This window comes from Enterococcus sp. AAFC-DPL-5146 (assembly GCF_058216635.1).
On the sequence record NZ_CM177103.1, the window covers coordinates 1,694,352 to 1,712,850 of the forward strand.

Below are 18,499 nucleotides of genomic sequence, written 5' to 3' on the forward strand. Positions count from 1 at the left end.
CCACCTTTTCCTTCTCTTTTTTATTTATTAAACAAGTTCGTCCATCGCAATCAACTTTTGTTTCACTTCTAAGTATGCATATGGAAGACCTTGGTTTTCATATTCAAATTCTCCCCGTTGATTATCAATTGGATCAGCTCGCAAAAGCTGTTTTGGAGGATTGAAATCTTTTTGAATCTCACTATTTGCTGGCATTCTATAGATATCTAGATTACCAAAATAATAATTCCAGCGCTCTAAATCACCATTTCTACGTGCTCCCCCGCCAAAGGATAGATCAGCGAAAACCCATCCATAAGGCGCCACATAAAATTGTGCCCAGTCGTGACATCCAGTATAGTATTGTGACACATATAGTCCTGACTGCCATTTTGCCGGGATGTTAGCCATCCGGCATAAAGTGATAAACAAAATCGCTTGAACACCGCAGTCCCCCTTTAAATTCACTGCAGCATACTCTGAAATGTTGTCGATGGTAAAATACTCTCTCATAAATGAGTAATTGACTTTAGTTGTGATGAAATCATAAATTTTTCGTGCTTTTTTTATTGGGTTCATTTCACCAGATAAAATTTCATCAAGCAACAGCTCCAAATAAGGTGTGAAACGTATATGAGGCCATTGCTCACTTAGCTCAAATTCTGGCTGTTCTTCAGAGGCTTTTTCTGGATCCAACTCAAGATACTCTACTTGATTGATATAACTATATTCCACTGAAAAAACTTGATCTTCTTCTAAAATCGTTTCAAAATAAACAGTTCGTTGTTCTTCTTCTTCGGGTGCAATAAATGTTGCTTCTGGCGTAGTCTTTAAAATTTGGATATCAGAAACTTGTTTACAGTCTTTAGGCAATGGTAGATACACCCGTACTTTTTCTCCTGGACGTTCGTATTCTTTTTTCACTTGAATACTGGTTTTCAAATGGATTTTTACTTTTCTGCTGCCCTTTGCTTTCATCAATTGAACATTTTGAGTCAACTCTTGTTTTCTCAATCGATCTACTTCGTTATCTTCTTTAACAAGTAATCTTGCTTCATAATCAGCTTGCGTCTTGATTAGATTCATTAAAAAACGACGTTGAAAATGAACCTTGCCGTCAATATAAAGCCAATCTACTTTTCCTATTTCTTTCAGGCGTGTTAATTCTTGTTCTTGATAATCTTTGAAAGTTTCTTTCATCATTTTATTTGCTTCAGTCACACCAAAAGGGTACTCGTTAATCCCAACAATACGAATAATGTCTTGTTCAATCTCCAAACGCTTTCTCAATGCTTCAGGTAATTCATTAGATAGTAGGTGTTCGATTAGCTTTTCAGCACCATCAAAATCACCGTAGTTTTTCAACTTAATAATATCTTCCGGCAACGGTACACTCATATAGCTTAAATCATAATACATTTGTCACTCACCTTTCTTATTTGCTCAAACCTAATCCAGCTTTATCAGATAAAGAAATGAGGCTAACGGCTTCCAAACCTACACCGCCAGGTATTGCCACTTCGTTTAAGCCAAATGTAGCATCTAAATCTGCTCTTGTAATATTTTTTGTTGCTGCTGCCAAATGAGCCGCGGCAGTCACACCAATGTTGGTTTCTTCCACCATACATCCGATCATACACTCAACACCTGCCGCTTCACAGATGCTATTTATTTTCAGCGCTTCATGAATTCCTCCGCATTTCATTAATTTGATATTAACAAAGTCAACGGCACGAGCCTTAATCAAACGTAATGCATCTTTAGAATTAAAACAGCTTTCATCTGACATAATTGGTGTTGACACGTTATTTGTAACGAAAGCTAATCCTTCAATGTCCTGATAAGCAACCGGCTGCTCGACTAATTCAATTCCGTATTCAGCTAGATGATTAATTGTATTAACGGCTTCTTTGGGTTTCCAACCTTGATTAGCATCTAAACGCAAATGGATATGACTGCCAACCACTTCTCTTATTGCTTTAATTCGAGCAATATCTGAATTGAAGCCTGTGCCAACTTTGATTTTTAATGTATCAAATCCTTGAGATACTGCCAGCTTTGCTTTTTCTGCCATTCTCTCAGGTGTATCAATTCCAATTGTCATATCTGTTTTAACAGAAGATTCATTCCCACCGATAAGTTTATAAACAGGTAAATTGGCTTTTTTCCCAAATAAATCATAACAAGCAATATCGATTGCTGTCTTTGCTGAGGGCGCTTGCGCCGCCACTGAATTCATGATACTGTGGATTTTTTCCATATCTAAAGGATCAACACCCAATAAATGTTTTTCAAACAGTTGGATGCACTCTGTCGTTCCTTGTAACGTTTCCCCAGTAATCAAAATGCCGGGTGAACCTTCCCCATAACCTACAATTCCTTCATCCGTTTCAATTTCAACGATAGCACTCATTGAATGCTCAATCGTGCCAAGTGAAATAGTAATTGGTTCCTTCAATTTTACTGCTTTTGGTTCTACATTAATTTTAGTTATTTTCACTTCATGCCCCCCAGTATTCTTTTCTACAAATTTGTACTCATATTTGCGGTCTTTTTCTAAACAGCTTTAAATAAATAATTCTTTCCAAATGACAAAATAAGCATTCTTTTTTTAATTAAGAATTAAATTCTAACACATGTTTTGAATTAGTTGTTACAATTTTAAGTTTTCCATATGAAAATGTCAATATATTAATGAGAATAAGATGTGCTTTTCTTAAGATAAACTCAAGTGCTTGTAATTTTGTAACGAATCCGAGATAATATGAATGAAAAAAGGACTCTAAATAAAGGACGGCTGTATATGGAATTTAGAAAAATCAAAAGTTTACGAAAAGAAAAAAAGATAACGTTAACTGAGTTGGGAGAAAAAACAGGCTACTCTGCTAGCTTTTTGTCACAAATCGAACGCGGTACTAATCGCCCTTCTCTTGAAGCTTTAAGAAAAATTGCTGATGCATTAGATGTAACTGTCGCCTCCCTATTAGCAAACGAAGCACCTCAGGTCATCCAAGACGATGAAACTTCAGAACATGGTTATAAAGTCATTCGAAACTCTTCTGGTACAATTTATAATCCGTGGCAAACAAATTCTACTTATTATGATACTTTGTTCAATTTACCTGTACATACGAGTAACATGGTTATTTCAAAAATTTACATCGACGCTCAATCGTCATCTAGCGGTAAAAAAATTGCACATAATCTTTGTGAAATAAATTATGTATTAAAAGGCGAAGCAACTATCGAACTCAAAAATGAAGTACTTATTTTGAATGAGGGAGATGCGATTTTTTTAGAAGCTTTTACGCAACATAATATTATAAATGCAACCAAAAATGAGCTCATGCTTTTTACTTTACAATTTTAGTTGAAACACTTCTTTTTTGACTGTCATTTACTTCAATATGGCTTTATTGAAAAAGATTCTCATTTACAAAGTATTTAAAAAAAGGTATTATATTGAAGAACAACCTGTATATGCGCGCCGTTACTCTTGCTAATAAATAAGGATTGACGGACTATCACTAAAAAGGAGTAGATACAATGACTGAAACAAATCAAGAATGGTCTGCTGAAGAAATAGAAGATATTAAAGAACAAATTTTAACTGCCTTAGAAACAGTTATTGATCCTGAACTTGGGATTGATATTGTTAACCTAGGTTTGATTTATGAAGTTGAATTTGCGCAAAATGGTGATACTGTCATCAAAATGACACTAACAACAATGGGTTGTCCATTAGCAGATGTCTTAACAGAGCAAATTCATGAAGCTTTAAAAGAAATCCCAGAAGTGAAAAACCCAGAAGTAAAATTAGTTTGGTACCCAGCTTGGACAACAGATAAAATGTCACGTTACGCTCGGATCGCTTTGGGAATTCGTTAACCCCGATATAACAGCATTTTTTCGAAAAAAACTAAAAATGTGCAACCTGTCAGTAGCCAAAAGCTTGCTTAATTTTACATTGGACTATAGATTAAATTTACAGCCTTTTAACTGCTATTTCAATAATAGTGATTAAGAGGCTTTTTTGTTCTATCAGTTCTTCATCCTGTTCTTAAACCCCAAAAAACCATTTAAAATTTATCTAATTTTTTATTTTGCTCCTTAAATGTTTCTTTTATCTCCTTACCAAATTGTCCTTTTACAGAACTTCCAATAGTAGCACTGACAGCAAGTAGTGCTTGACTATTATCTAAATAAATTTCTTCATTAGCAGACAAACCGCTGCCACTAGCCTTTAGACGTTTTCTTAAACTGTCAATCATCCATAGTGAAAATGCAATCTTATTTTGAAATTGCGCTTCTTTTACAGCGCTTTCATCTGATGCACTGCCAGAAATAACTAGTTTTCCATCTTTAAATTCCCATTTACAAATGTATATGAGATTTCCCATCACCCTAGAGAATTGTGCCTAAATCATTACCGTTAAAAAGTGGATTATTAAAATCATGATAAACAGTAACATCATCATTTCTCTTTCTGTAGTTAATGAATAAATATGGGTTATCATCTAAAATAAATTTCTTTTCATCTTGCGTTAGTGAGTCATAGTGAAACCAGCCATTAAAAATAGTTGTAGGAATCCCTAAATTTACCCCAACTTTTAGCATATAGGCTGATTGCGAGTACCAAGATAACTGAAAATGGTTTAGATATAGACCAACCACTCCACTCAATTTTCTTTATCCCAGTATAGTTTTCTATAATATATTTTGACGCACTTCTTGTACATTTTTTATTGCATATTTCTTTCTTTTCTAATCTTGTCTTGTTTATTCGTATACATTTTTACTCCAACCCCGAAAATAAATATCGTTACTAAAGAAATAACAATTTTTTTCCTTTTTCCAAATTATACCCCCGCCTATCCAAATGTTAATTATACAGAACAATAAAACATAAGTAAATGTCATATTTATAAATTAAAATAACATCCGTTTCTTGTTCATACAAAAAAAGTGTTCTATATAACTGAACACTTCCATAATATTTTGGCTCTACTAATTTTCCACAACCATTTTCTTCTTAAGTATATCTTTAAATCATAGTCATTAATAATCTGCAGGTTATCTTCATCATTGTAGAGTTTTACATCATTTAATCGCTCTTTTCATCCGCTTTTGATGTTGCTATCTGCCAAGTTCCATCTGCAGTTATTTCTAGAATATAATTATCTGCATCTTTAGGGATTTGTACAACAACTTTTCCTGAATATTTCCCTTTTTTATCAACTAAAGTTGCTATTATATGACCATTACTGTCTATCATTTTAACAGTGAATGTTGATTTTCCCTCATGTGTAAGTGAGATAACGACAGGTCCTTTTTTAAAAGCCAAGTTAGTGATGACCTCATCACCTGTTCCAGTTTTTGTTACAAGTGTACCACTGGTTTTATCATCATCACTCCCCTCATTACTATAACTACTTTGCGGATTTACTCCATAATTATCATCTCTAGCACTTTGCGGACTATTGCATTCAAATTTACATCCGGCTAACACAATTAAACAAAAAAATAACAAAACTACTGTTTTTTTCATATTTTCCCTCCTTACATTCGTACGATAACACAACCTGACAAAACAACTAACATAACTACAAAAATCAACACTATTTTTAGGTTTCTATTCATTTAATCCCTCCTCATTAGTCATTTATTTTCTTTATTCAAGTATATAAGATCAAACATAGCTCAACCTCTTAGAAGTCTCCCTATTTATAACAAAAAAACTTACTGGAATTGTTCGTTAAATGAACAATTCCAGTAAGTTCTGTAATGAATACACTCTTATTTTTTATTTTTCAATACCGCATTTAGCATGATAATTCCAGTAACAATCGTTGTTACCGCTTGTAATAATTTTATTTTATCGATTCCTTTTGTTTTAACCGCCATATTAATCCCTCCTGTTCATAATCATCGGCTTATGATAAACACACCAACAATAATCAAAACGACTGCCAATATTTTTCGAAAACTCAGCTTCTCTTTAAAAATAAAATAAGAAATAATAACTGTCCACACATAGGTCAACGATGTCATGGGAAAAGCGATAGAATAATCTAAAAATTTTAACAATACAATATTTGTTCCTGCACTTAAAATATATAAGAAAGACCCTAAATAAATCCAACCATTCTTTAGTACAAGGGAAAGAGTTAATTGCGGTAAATCATTCATCCCTTTTTTCAACGCCAGTGCCCCAGCACTTCCTGAAAATGTCGTAATAACTAGAACCATCAAAATCGCTGCGTAGTCAATCATAGGGTCTCCTCATTTCCTTCAATACCTAAAAGAATTGAGCCGGCAATTATAAATCCCGTTCCTATTAATTTATACCAAGTGATGCTTTCATTTAAAAATAATGCACCTAATACAATTGACAAGGCAAATCCCAAACTCATCATTGGTTGTAAGATCGACACTTCACCGTAACGAAAGGCCGCCATCATAAAAAACATTCCTGCACCTGCTGCTATAAACCCGATAATGTAAAGAATGATTGCATAATTTCCCGTTCCATCTGCACCAAATTTCCATGCCAATTGCCCTAAACTACTTAAAGCTGCAGCAATGAGAATCAATACAATCCCCAAACTTAACTTTTGTTGCTTGTTTTTTGCATCCATATGATTTCCCCTTTCTTAGCAATAGCGATGAATAAATTCAAAAACCGTATCAAAATAGTGATCTGGTTCATAAATAAACGAAGATAGGTGAGGAGCCTTTTCGATAATCAAGCTTTCTTTTACACCAGTTGTTGCTTCCATGTTTTCATAGAGCATTTGATGAGGTACAAATTTATCTCCTGTACCATGAATAAACAATGTTGGTAACTCATTTTTGGCTAACTGATTGACAGAAGAGGCTTCTTTAAGTGAATAACCAGCTTTTTTCTTTGCAAGTTCATTGGCGATAGTCAATATCGGAAACGCCGGTAACTTGAATGCAGAACGCAACATAGCCCCAAACTCCGAATAAACAGATGAGTAACCGCAATCAACGACCAAACCTTTTACATTTGCGGACAAGGTTTCACCACTTGTCATCATTACAGTTGCTGCCCCCATTGATCCGCCAAATAAAACAATTTCAGCCATTGGTTCAATGGTAATTACTTCTTGAATCCATTTTAATAAATCTAAACGATCCAACCATCCCATCCCTATCACATTTCCAGTACTTTTCCCATGTGCTTTTAAATCAGGAATTAAAATGTTATACTCCTGATCAGAAAATTTTGATGCCACAAATGCCATGTCACGTTGACCAAATGATCGATAACCATGGACACAAATTACCCATTTTTTGCTTTCAGGGTGAGGAACAATTAAACGACTATATAGTCTCTCTCCATCCGCCTCTAGCCAATGATCTTGAGCAAAATCCTGATGCCAAAATACATCACCCAATTGATTTTGTTCTTCTTCAATAAGATCATATTGAGATTTTCCTTTATTAAAATTATCTGGATTCATCATTTCATGTCCTGATTTGTCATACCATTTATTATCTCTAAAAAGTGCAACATTCAAGAAAAAATTTGCCGCATAAACCGAAGCTACAACAATCATAATCAATACAATAATAAGTATTAGTACAATCCACTTCAACCCTATCACCTCAACATCTAAGATTTAGTTCTTAAGATAATTATACTCTTATTTTAGAAAAAAAGTACGGATGTACTCAGCAAAGATTTTTTAAAGCAAAAAAAGAGTATGAGAAAAAGTAAAAAATTACATTTTCCTCATACTTTAATATGTTAATACGATGCTTTATCACTAGCCCTTGTAACTATTCACAATCCAACGCAATCAAATCTTCATACGTTTCACGACGAATAGCTAATTTATCTTGACCATTTTCAACAAAAACAACAGCAGGTTTCAAATTACGGTTATAATTATTTGCCATTGAATATCCATACGCACCTGTACTTGTGATAGCAAATAAATCCCCCGGCTCTACTTGAGGCAAATCAATCCCTTTGATTAAGACATCACCGGACTCACAATATTTCCCGACAATTCTAACTTCTTCTGGCTTTGCTAAACTAATTCTATTGGCCAAAAAACCATCATATTTTGCGTCGTATAGCGCAGGACGGATATTATCACCCATTCCACCATCTACAGAAACATAATGACGAACATTTGGAATCACTTTTTGTGATCCGATAGTATAAATCGTTGTTCCAGCTTCAGCGATAATACTACGGCCTGGTTCGATCCAAATTTCTGGAAACGAGTAATCCAATAATTCACATTGACCTTTTACTGCATTTACAATAGCTTTTACAAAATATTCTGGTTCAAGTGGATCATCAGATTCCGTATATTTCACACCGAAACCACCACCCATATTTAAAATACGTACAGTATAGCCAAATGTTTTTTTCCATTCATTAAGAATCAACATCATTTTCTCAACAGCCGCTAAAAATCCTTCGGCAGAAAAAATTTGTGATCCAATATGACAATGAGCCCCTTGTAAAACTAAATATTCATCTGCTAAGATTTTTTCTAAAGCTTCTGTTGCTTGGCCGCTATTTACATCAAAACCAAATTTAGAATCCACTTGCCCAGTTAAAATATAATCATGCGTTTGGGCATCTACTCCCGGTGTGATACGAAACATGACCTTTTGCTTTTTATCTCTTTCTTTTAAAATCTCACTTAATAAATCAATCTCATGAAAATTATCAATAATGATTGTACCTACTCCTTGATCCACAGCATAAATAAGCTCTTCTTTGGTTTTATTGTTTCCATGAAATTCGATGTTTTCAGGTGCCATACCGCCTTTAATTGCCGTATAAATTTCTCCTGCAGAAACGACATCGCAACCTAATCCTTCTTCTTCTAAGAGCTTATACATTGCTAAACAACAAAATGCTTTACTCGCATAAATAACCTTATTTTCTACTCCTAAAGAGTTAAAAGTCTGTTTGAACCCTCTAGCACGTTGACGAATATGAGCAACATCATAAACAAATAATGGTGTTCCATATTTCTCTGCCAAATCAACAGTATCACAACCGCCAATGGTTAAATGTTCTTTTTCATTAAATTCTGCTGTTCCAAATAATAGTGGCATCTCTACACCTTCTTTAATAGATTTATTAAAAATGATAGCATAAAAATGAAAAACTTCCTATCTATTTTTCATCTTACACACAAAGAAAAGCTTACATATTTAGTATTTGATCGTATAAATTTTCGCTTAAAGCTCTCATACCTTCGCTGGCTTGCTGATTAGCAAACAGAATCACTAGGTTTTGATTACTTTGATCACCCAAAAGAACTGTATCATAACCACTTAAATTACCTTCTGAATACTTCAACCCATCAAAATAGTTTATCCCTGATTGATATCCCTCTTTGTCTGCATTAGCAAGGCCTTCATAATCCTTTTGCTTAAAAAGCTTACCATTAGCTAAACTTTGAATAAAAACAAGGAAATCCTTCGTTGACATATACATGTTCCCTGCACCTAATAAACTGGAAAACAACTTTTCACTAGCCGGAAACGGATCGGCTTGGTAGTCTTGCTCCATATAATAATAAGGCTGTGCTTTCGTTTCATTTTTTGGCAAGTTATTCCAAAAATAAGTATGTGTTAATGATAATTTATCAATGATTCTTTTTTGTACAACCTCTTCATATGATTGTCCAGTAATTTTGGAAATGATTCCGGCCAATAATGTGTAGTTTCCATTTGTATACAGATACTCTTTATCTTGCGATACCTCTAATGTTTTTAAGGCATTATCAATTTGATTTTTTTGCGTCTTTAAAAGTGTTTCTGGTTCTTCTTCTTCCATCATAATACCAGAAGTATGGTTAAGCAAATCTCTGATTGTAATCGTCTCACTATGCTTTATCTCCGGATAAAAGGTTGCTAAAGTCGTATCCATTTTGAGTTTTGCATTCTGAACTAACCCTAAAATAATTGATCCCGTAATTATTTTTTGCAAAGAAGCAATTGGATAAACACTGTCTATTTTATTCGAAATCTTTTTTTCTGCATCTGCATAGCCATAACTTTGTTGAAAAACAATGTTTCCTTGACTGACTAGTAAAGCGGTCCCTTTAAAATGACTCGCTTTAATTTCTTGATCAAGGTTCTTTTCTATATCGGATTTTTCGACTAGGCTATCACTAACTTGCTTTTTTTCAGATGAATATTTGGCAAAAAATCTCATATCACTACTTAAGAGCCACCCAATGAATAGGATAAAAAATAAACATAGTATCCCTATTAAAATGTAGCCCTTTATTCGTTTATTCATCCAAGTCACTTCTTTCTCAAAATATTTCTAATAAATTATACCATCTACTTAAAAAAAAGCAGCACATCATGAATCAAGAAAATAAAAATGATCTAAAATAGCGCTATAAAAGCATTATTTTAGATCATGGACTTGTTAATTATCTTGGGCGATTGTTAAAATGGCAGCCGGAATCCGATAGGGAGAACATGAAATATAATCTACACCGATTCTTTTCAAGAACCGAATTGATTGAGGGTCTCCTCCCACTTCACCACAAACACCAATTTTAATTGTTGAGTCAAAAGCTCTTATTTTATCAACAGCAATTTTCATCAACATTCCCACACCCTCTTCATCGATATGTTGGAATGGATCTTCTTTCAGCAGATGTTTCTCTTGATATGCACCTATAAATTTTCCTGAGTCATCTCGTGAAAAACCATAAGTCAACTGAGTTAAGTCATTCGTACCAAAGCTGAAGAAGTCAGCAACTTCTGCTATTTTTTCTGCTGTTAAACATGCTCTAGGTATTTCTAGCATTGTCCCTATTTTGTATGGCACAGTTTGTCCTGTCATATCAAAAATAGACTGGATTGTTTGGACTAAACGCTCTTTCAACCAGCTCATTTCCTCTTGACTTCCAATCAAAGGAATCATGATTTCGGGTACAATTGTTCCTTGGGTTTCTTTTTGAGAAACTTCTATCGCACTTTCAATAATAGCCGCAACTTGCATCTCATAAATTTGTGGAGTGGTAACAGCTAAACGACAGCCACGATGACCTAGCATTGGGTTTTGCTCGTGCAATTCTTCAATTCGATGATGGATATCAGCAGCTGTCCGTTTTGTTGCATTTGCTAAATGTATAATCTCTTCTTCCGTTTTAGGTAAGAATTCGTGAAGTGGCGGATCCAATAAACGAATAGTGCAGGATTTATTTTTTAATAAAGTAAACATTGTTTTAAAATCTTCTTTTTGAAATTCTTTAAGTCGATTTAACGGTACCAACAATGATTCTGTATTTTCGGAGAGAATCATTTTGCGCATTTCAAAAAGCCGTTCCTCACCGAAAAACATATGCTCCGTTCTTGCTAAACCAATGCCATCTGCACCTAATTTCAGTGCAGTCTTGATATCTGCCGGTGTTTCAGCATTTGCTTTAACAGAAATACTTACATCTTCTTTGGCCCATTCTATGACTGTTTCCAGTAATTGCCATTCATCGCCTTCAATATAAGCAATACTTCCTCTGTAGATGGTTCCTGTTGTTCCATCTACAGAAATTGTATCCCCTTGGTGTAAGGTAACATTACCAGAGGTTGCCTGCTCTAAGAATTCATCAACATAGATTTCTTCACATCCAGCAACACAACAAACGCCCATTCCTCTAGCCACAACAGCTGCATGGGAAGTCATCCCACCTCTAGAAGTCACGATTGCTTCACTAACAACCATACCTTCAATATCCTCAGGAGAAGTTTCTTGGCGAATCAATATGACTTTTTCTCCTCGTTCGCTGGCGACTTTTGCCTGTTCCGCTGTAAAATAGAGTTTGCCGCTTGCAGCACCTGGACTAGCAGGTAATCCTTTAGCAAAAATTTCAGCATGTTTCAATTGATCCGGTTCAAAAACTGGATGAAGTAATTGAGTTACCATTGTTGGATTGATTCGCTGAATGGCTTCTTTTTTTGAAACAATTCCTTCTTCAACCAACTGAACACATATTTTAAATGCTGATTTAGCTGTTCTTTTACCATTTCTTGTTTGTAAAATATAAAGTTTACGGTTTTCAATGGTAAATTCAATATCTTGCATATCTTTATAATGATTTTCTAGCAGATGACTTACATTTAAAAACTCTTGATAAACATCCGGCATCAATGCTTTAAGTTCACTGATTGGTTGAGGCGTTCTGATTCCTGCAACAACATCTTCCCCTTGAGCGTTTATTAAAAACTCACCGAAAATCCCTTTCTCTCCAGTTGCAGGATTTCTAGTAAATGCAACTCCAGTACCACTATCGGAGCCAAAGTTTCCAAAAACCATCGCCTGAATATTGACTGCAGTACCTAATGAATCTGAAATATCGTGTAAGCGACGATAAGTGATTGCTCTAGAATTATTCCATGAACGAAAAACAGCTTCAACTGCCAAAGTTAATTGTTCAAAAGGGTCTTGTGGAAATGGTTGATGAGTCATTTCTAGAAAAATATTTTTATAAACCGCTACCAATTCTTGCCAATCTTCTTCCTGCATTTCTGTGTCTACAAGATAATTTTTTTTTGATTTGTAAAAATCCAATTGCTCTTCAAAGCGATTCTTATCAATACCAAAAACAACATCACCAAACATTTGCAGTAGCCTTCTATAACAGTCATATGCAAAGCGACCATCGCCTGTCTTTTTAATTAACCCCGCAACAGTTTCGTCATTCAGTCCTAAATTTAAAATCGTATCCATCATTCCTGGCATAGAAAATTTTGAACCACTTCTCACTGAAACTAAAAGAGGGTCTGTGATATCGCCAAATTTCTTTTTTGTTTTTCCTTCCATGCTATTGATATGTTGCTTGATTTCTTTGTAAAGTTCGTTTGAGACATGTTCCTTTTTTTGTAGATAATCCAAACACGCCTCTGTTGTAATGGTAAATCCTGTTGGTACGGGTAACTTTAATCTCGTCATCTCAGCTAGATTAGCCCCTTTTCCACCTAATAAATCAGTTTGCTCTTTGCTTCCTTGTGAAAAATCAATCACATATTTCATGGCTAAATTCTCCTTTTCTTTAATTAGTGTATCACATTAACTTTAAAACGATTATATTGTGTATCACATTAGAAGTCAATAATCAAAAATACATCTTTTATTTACTGTTGATTTATTTTTAGAAGAAATATATAATCATTAGTGTGTCACATTAAGAAAGTAGGTCGATAGAATGAAACTTACCTCAAGACAATTGGAGATCATTAAAATCGTTAAGGAAAATGAACCTATCAGTGGTGATAGTATTGCTAAGACACTTGGTTTAAGCCGAGCTACATTGAGAAGTGATTTAGCTATTTTGACGATGACCGGTTTGCTTGATGCTAGACCAAAAGTTGGTTATTTTTATACGGGACAAACTGTTGAACCACTGCTTTATGAAAAATTATATAAAAAGAAAGTCAAAGATATCATGTTACCGCCGATTTTGATCCATCAAAGTACCACCGTTTATGATGCTGTAACTAATTTATTTATTTACGATGTTGGTTCGTTATATGTCAAAGATGATAACGATGAGCTACTAGGTATTTTATCTCGGAAAGACTTGCTACGGGCTGCAATTAGTAATCCCAATACCGAAAAAACGCCTGTTGCTATGATCATGACTCGCATGCCAAATATTGTCACAATCACTAGCGAGCGAACTATTTTAGAGGCAGGAGCACTATTAATTCAACATAATATTGACACTTTACCCGTTGTAGAAATTGATCAGCCTAAAAAAGTTATTGGTAAAGTAACAAAAACTAAAATGATGGCTTATTTTATCAATGCTGGCAATGATATCGAGAAAGAAAACTATTAAAAAAATATAGAAATAGTGAAAAAAAGAGGAGCGTACATTTTAATGAAAAATGACAAAATCAAAATTTATTTAGTATCAGATTCAGTTGGAGAAACGGCACAAAAAATTATTTCAGCTGTATCAGCTCAATACCCAAGTATTGATATGAGTGACATTCAACGTTTCCCCTTCATTACAGATGAAGAACTATTACAACCTATCTTAAAAGATGCTTTACATGATAAAGCTGTTGTTGTTACAACATTGGTAGATAAAAAATTGGTCAATTTAGTCAAAGATTTTGCCAAAAGAACTGGGTTGCAATTTGTTGACTACATGAGCCCATTAAGTGAAATTGTTGAAGGAACCTTTGGTATTCAGCCTTTACAAGAGCCAGGGGCCATTCACAAATTGAACGAACAATATTTTAGTCGTGTTTCGGCAATTGAATTTGCGGTACGATATGATGATGGTAAAGATTCAAAAGGCTTCTTAGAAGCGGATTACGTATTGCTAGGCGTTTCACGCACATCAAAAACACCTTTAAGTATGTATATGGCTAATAGAAACCATAAAGTAGCTAATCTACCTTTGATTCCAGAAGTTGCTTTGCCAGCTGAATTGGATCAAATTGATCCTAAAAAAATCATTGGTCTAACAACAAGCATTGATAGTTTGATGGACATTCGCAAATCTCGTTTACACTCATTAGGACTAAAAGAAGATTCTGCCTACACAAACGCTGATCGTATTCAAGAAGAACTAGATTATGCGTCTAGTGTTTTTGAAAAATACAATGCTTTAGTCATCAATGTTGACAAAAAGTCTATTGAAGAAACAACTACAATCATTGAAAATTTGACCAAAAACGAACACTAAGGAGTGTTTCTGATGAATGAATCTCAACCTAATGAAATGATTGCGGAGCTTATTAATCTAGAAGCCATTTTGAATCTACCTAAAGGAACTGAACATTTTATTAGTGATCTTCATGGAGAATTTGATGCATTCAACCATATTTTAAGAAACGGCTCTGGAAGTATTCGCAATAAGGTTCACACCCTTTTTAATCAAAACCTTTCTACGAAGCAAATGGATGAGTTGTGTTTTTTGATTTATTATCCTGAAGAAAAGCTACAATCCTTAAAAAAACAGCAAGTGCTATCTAATACTTGGTGGTTTGAAACTATTGAACATCTATTGATTATTGTTCGATTTTCATCAAGTAAATATACCCGCTCTAAAGTTCGTAAGGCTTTACCAGAAACATATGCTTATATTTTAGAGGAATTGATTTATCAATACGATGAAGACACAGACAAAAGAGCCTACTATCGTCAGATCATCCAAAAAATCATCGAACTTGGGGAAGCGGAACGTTTCATCACCGATTTAGCCTATTTAACTCAGCGATTTGTTATTGATCACTTACATGTAATTGGCGATATTTATGATCGGGGACCCCATCCTGACAAAATAATGGATTCTTTGATTGACTATCACTCTCTTGATATTCAATGGGGCAACCATGATATTATCTGGTTAGGTGCTGTGAGTGGATCAAAAGCGTGTTTAGCTAATGTGTTACGGATTTGCGCCCGTTACGGAAATCTTGATCTTTTGGAAGATGCTTATGGCATTGATTTACATTTATTAAAATCATTTAGCCGCAAAACCTATCAAGAAAATATCCATTTTAAACCTAAAAAAAATCCTTATAGAAACCTTTCTGTCGTAGAAATAACAGATGCCATGAAGATTCAACAAGCGATGGCAATCATTCAAGAAAAATTAGAAGGTCAGCTTATCAAACGTCGCCCAGAATTTCAAATGGATCATCGGTTATTATTGAATAACATTGTTGACAATAAACTTACAATTAATAACAAGTCTTATAACCTGCTAAATACTTGTTTTCAAACCATCGATTGGGATGATCCTTATAAGTTGACTCTGGAGGAAGAACTAATCATCACTGATTTATTGCGCCAATTTCAACACGCTCAAAAATTAAATCAGCACATGGCCTTTCTTATCGAAAAAGGCTCCCTATACCTTCCATATAACCATAACTTGTTAATCCATGGCTGTATTCCTCTTAATGAAGATGGAACTTTTCAATCTGTGATTTTCGATGGAAAAACATTTGCTGGCAAAAGCTTACTTGATTTTTTTGAAATAACAATTAAACAAGCCTTTGCTAAACCTTGGCAAACAGAAGATTTCTCAACAGACATTATCTGGTATCTTTGGTGTGGTGAACGTTCTTCTCTCTTTGGAAAGAAAGCAATGAAAACCTTTGAACGTTATTTTATCAAAGAAAATGAAACCCATGTAGAAGAAAAGAATCCTTACTATGAATTGAGAAACAGCGCTGAAATCTGTCAACGAATTTTAAATGCATTCGACCTTAAAGAAGCAGACGCCCACATTATTAACGGACATACACCTGTCAAACTGCTTAAAGGAGAATCTCCAATTAAAGCAGATGGAAAAATGATTGTGATTGACGGTGGATTTTCACGAGCCTATCAAAAGGTAACGGGAATTGGCGGTTATACGCTACTTTATAATTCTTTCGGTATGCAGTTGGCAGCTCATAAACCTTTTTCTGATAAAGAAACGGCAATTGAAAAAAATGATGATATTATTTCCACAAGACAAATAGTTGATCGACAATTGAAACGCTTAAAAGTAAGAGATACAACCATCGGACTCTCTTTAATTAAAGAGACAGAACGGTTAAAACAACATTTAGAAAGTCATGATTACTCTTCTTTCTTATAAGATTCAAAGAAAGAACTAAGACGAAAATTTTCTGTCTTAGTTCTTTCTTTTTTATTAAAACGGTTGAGACAATAATCATATGGTCTTCCCTTTTGATTATTGTCTCAACAAATCTTGCAAAAGAAAGTGAAAAATGATTAAATGGTTGTGGTTGTATTTTTTATTGAAAGATTTCAGAGGTTCTAAGCTTTCTTTAATCATTCTTTGGTATGATCCGTTTACAATCTAAATATTTTGAAAGGAACGAATGGTATTTGGAAAAAAAGAAAATGACTCTATACGGGATGATTTTCTCTATTTGTTTCTTCTTGATTGTTTCATTCTTTTTTTCTACTCATACAGTAGATTATGCAAACGAAACAGAAACAATTGAAAAAATCAGTGAACCAACTAAGACTACGTCTTCTTCCATAATTAAAAATCCAGAACTAAAAGAGCAAGAAAATCCGGAACTTACGGCTTTTTATCATAAAATCAATCAAACGATGACGGATGCAGCAAACTCTTTCAAAGGCGATGTAGGGATGACTTATGTGGATCTAGCAACTGGGAAACAAATTTCTATTAATGGAACGAAAGAATTCTACAGCGCTAGTACAATCAAAGTACCTTTAGCAATGATGATCGCAGATAAGGTTCAAGCGGGAAATTTAAAATGGGATGATCAACTTACCTATAAGGAAAAAGAAGATTATGAGGACGGTACAGGTATCATCATAAATGATATTCAGCCAACCTATTCACTAAGAACATTACAGGAATATAACATTACCTATTCAGATAATATTGCCAAAAATATGTTGTACGATACCTTTGGTGGCGGTATTAAAGCTAAACAAACCCTTTATGCTCACTTCTTACAAAAAGAAACAGACTGGGACGATGCAAAGTTCACTTCGGAGGATGCAGCTAAAATCCTCAAAATTTTATACAAAGAAAAAGCATCCAACCAAGAGTATCAAACAATTTATAATTATATGAAAAATACAGTTTTCCATGAGCGACTGGACACAGCAACTACATCAGGGAAAGTGGCTCATAAGATTGGTTCTTATGAAGGATATCTTCACGATATCGGTATCTTAGAAACGGAGCATCCTTTTATTTTAACGGTTTTTACTAATGGACAAACAGATGCTGGAATTCCATTTATTTCAACGATAACCGATCAGTTATGGAGTGTACAAAGTAATGACTATCCAAAAAAATAGAGAGAAGATTTCGTAAAAACGTTATCTTCTCTCTATTTTTAATGGTCACGCATTACTTCCCATGTTCTTGATTTTAATCAAACGAGTAATCTCACTCCGCTCATTTTCTTCCAGTTTCATTTGAATATAATAAATTGTTTCCTCTAATTGAGGGATCGTCATATATTCTAATGCGTTTACTCGACGACGAGTCTTCTCAATCTCTTCTGACATCAACTGACACGTCTTTTCAACTTCTGATAATTCCAATAATTTCGGTAAAATAGTCGAAATTTTGTCAAACGAACGATCCAATTCAGCATTGGAGTTTAAATAACCATAATTCAATGGCGCTTCAACAACTGTTTCGTCATAGTGAAAATTCATGATTGGAACGGTCACGCTCATAATATTTTTTTCAATAACATCAAGTGTTACCTCATTAGCAGGAACTGCAACTAATTCTTCAATAAAAGCTTCATTTAAGGTCGCATTAGCTAAGACAAAATTAGATAAGGCTGTCGTTAATTCTTTTTCGACATCAATCCGCAGCAGATTATTTTTTTTAACTAGTAAAATAAATCGACGCATTAGTTCATCTTGCTTATCCTTTAATAACTTATGTCCTCGAGTTGCAGTTCCAAGTTGTTTCTTTAGCCGAGAGAGTTCCATTCGCGTGGGATTCACATTTAATCGCACCACTTTCGA

18 protein-coding genes are annotated in these 18,499 nt (G+C 34.3%); 6 read left to right on the top strand and 12 right to left on the bottom strand.

Going from position 1 to position 18,499, the window contains the following annotated elements:
* Positions 1 to 27: 27 nt before the first annotated feature.
* Together AC4BB2_RS07655 and AC4BB2_RS07660 are read right to left on the bottom strand one after the other, a co-directional pair.
* Entirely contained in the window at positions 28 to 1,398 is a 1,371-nt protein-coding gene (locus tag AC4BB2_RS07655) for a transglutaminase-like domain-containing protein (RefSeq protein ID WP_490472371.1), read from the bottom strand.
* Between the two features lie 16 nt (positions 1,399 to 1,414).
* Complete coding sequence (locus AC4BB2_RS07660) at positions 1,415 to 2,479, bottom strand: dipeptide epimerase (RefSeq protein ID WP_490472372.1); 1,065 nt, start codon at positions 2,477 to 2,479, stop codon at positions 1,415 to 1,417.
* 303 nt (positions 2,480 to 2,782) lie between these two features.
* Here AC4BB2_RS07660 and AC4BB2_RS07665 point away from each other — a divergent pair, with 303 nt between their 5' ends.
* Together AC4BB2_RS07665 and AC4BB2_RS07670 are read left to right on the top strand one after the other, a co-directional pair.
* Positions 2,783 to 3,349, top strand: a complete 567-nt coding sequence (locus AC4BB2_RS07665; RefSeq protein WP_490472373.1) for a helix-turn-helix domain-containing protein — start codon at positions 2,783 to 2,785, stop codon at positions 3,347 to 3,349.
* Positions 3,350 to 3,525: 176 nt separating this feature from the next.
* Positions 3,526 to 3,867: a metal-sulfur cluster assembly factor gene (locus AC4BB2_RS07670; RefSeq protein WP_069644547.1), complete on the top strand. Its 342-nt coding sequence runs from the start codon at positions 3,526 to 3,528 to the stop codon at positions 3,865 to 3,867.
* Between the two features lie 191 nt (positions 3,868 to 4,058).
* On the opposite strand, the gene AC4BB2_RS07675 is transcribed toward AC4BB2_RS07670, so the two are convergent.
* From AC4BB2_RS07675 to ppdK, 9 genes are all read right to left on the bottom strand, one after another.
* A complete protein-coding gene (locus AC4BB2_RS07675) occupies positions 4,059 to 4,379 on the bottom strand; it encodes a hypothetical protein (RefSeq protein WP_490472374.1) in 321 nt (106 codons plus the stop codon).
* Between the two features lie 4 nt (positions 4,380 to 4,383).
* Entirely contained in the window at positions 4,384 to 4,662 is a 279-nt protein-coding gene (locus AC4BB2_RS07680) for a hypothetical protein (RefSeq protein ID WP_490472375.1), read from the bottom strand.
* Between the two features lie 421 nt (positions 4,663 to 5,083).
* Complete coding sequence (locus tag AC4BB2_RS07685; RefSeq protein ID WP_490472376.1) at positions 5,084 to 5,527, bottom strand: hypothetical protein; 444 nt, start codon at positions 5,525 to 5,527, stop codon at positions 5,084 to 5,086.
* Between the two features lie 377 nt (positions 5,528 to 5,904).
* A complete protein-coding gene (locus AC4BB2_RS07690; RefSeq protein ID WP_490472377.1) occupies positions 5,905 to 6,252 on the bottom strand; it encodes an EamA family transporter in 348 nt (115 codons plus the stop codon).
* Positions 6,249 to 6,617, bottom strand: coding sequence for an EamA family transporter (locus tag AC4BB2_RS07695; protein WP_490472378.1), 369 nt, complete (start codon positions 6,615 to 6,617; stop codon positions 6,249 to 6,251). The genes AC4BB2_RS07690 and AC4BB2_RS07695 overlap by 4 nt, the downstream gene beginning before the upstream one ends.
* Positions 6,618 to 6,632: 15 nt before the next feature.
* Positions 6,633 to 7,601: an alpha/beta hydrolase gene (locus tag AC4BB2_RS07700; RefSeq protein WP_490472379.1), complete on the bottom strand. Its 969-nt coding sequence runs from the start codon at positions 7,599 to 7,601 to the stop codon at positions 6,633 to 6,635.
* A gap of 184 nt (positions 7,602 to 7,785) precedes the next feature.
* On the bottom strand, positions 7,786 to 9,087 hold the full coding sequence (gene lysA / locus AC4BB2_RS07705) for a diaminopimelate decarboxylase (protein WP_490472380.1): 1,302 nt from the start codon (positions 9,085 to 9,087) through the stop codon (positions 7,786 to 7,788).
* 91 nt (positions 9,088 to 9,178) lie between these two features.
* On the bottom strand, positions 9,179 to 10,282 hold the full coding sequence (locus AC4BB2_RS07710) for a serine hydrolase domain-containing protein (protein WP_490472381.1): 1,104 nt from the start codon (positions 10,280 to 10,282) through the stop codon (positions 9,179 to 9,181).
* 135 nt (positions 10,283 to 10,417) lie between these two features.
* Complete coding sequence (gene ppdK, locus AC4BB2_RS07715) at positions 10,418 to 13,027, bottom strand: pyruvate, phosphate dikinase (RefSeq protein WP_490472382.1); 2,610 nt, start codon at positions 13,025 to 13,027, stop codon at positions 10,418 to 10,420.
* Between the two features lie 172 nt (positions 13,028 to 13,199).
* On the opposite strand from ppdK, the gene ccpN reads away from it, so the two are divergent.
* From ccpN to AC4BB2_RS07735, 4 genes are all read left to right on the top strand, one after another.
* Positions 13,200 to 13,835, top strand: a complete 636-nt coding sequence (gene ccpN, locus AC4BB2_RS07720; protein ID WP_490472383.1) for a transcriptional regulator CcpN — start codon at positions 13,200 to 13,202, stop codon at positions 13,833 to 13,835.
* Between the two features lie 42 nt (positions 13,836 to 13,877).
* Positions 13,878 to 14,693, top strand: a complete 816-nt coding sequence (locus AC4BB2_RS07725; protein WP_490472384.1) for a pyruvate, water dikinase regulatory protein — start codon at positions 13,878 to 13,880, stop codon at positions 14,691 to 14,693.
* Between the two features lie 12 nt (positions 14,694 to 14,705).
* Complete coding sequence (locus AC4BB2_RS07730; RefSeq protein WP_490472385.1) at positions 14,706 to 16,601, top strand: fructose-1,6-bisphosphatase; 1,896 nt, start codon at positions 14,706 to 14,708, stop codon at positions 16,599 to 16,601.
* 254 nt (positions 16,602 to 16,855) lie between these two features.
* Positions 16,856 to 17,812 (top strand): serine hydrolase, encoded by a 957-nt coding sequence (locus AC4BB2_RS07735; RefSeq protein WP_490472386.1) that lies wholly within the window; start codon positions 16,856 to 16,858, stop codon positions 17,810 to 17,812.
* A gap of 45 nt (positions 17,813 to 17,857) precedes the next feature.
* Here the strand turns inward: AC4BB2_RS07735 and AC4BB2_RS07740 are convergent, their stop codons facing one another.
* Positions 17,858 to 18,493 carry a V-type ATP synthase subunit D gene (locus tag AC4BB2_RS07740; RefSeq protein ID WP_490472387.1) on the bottom strand — a complete coding sequence of 212 codons (636 nt, stop codon included), beginning with the start codon at positions 18,491 to 18,493 and terminating at the stop codon, positions 17,858 to 17,860.
* Positions 18,494 to 18,499 lie beyond the last annotated feature (6 nt).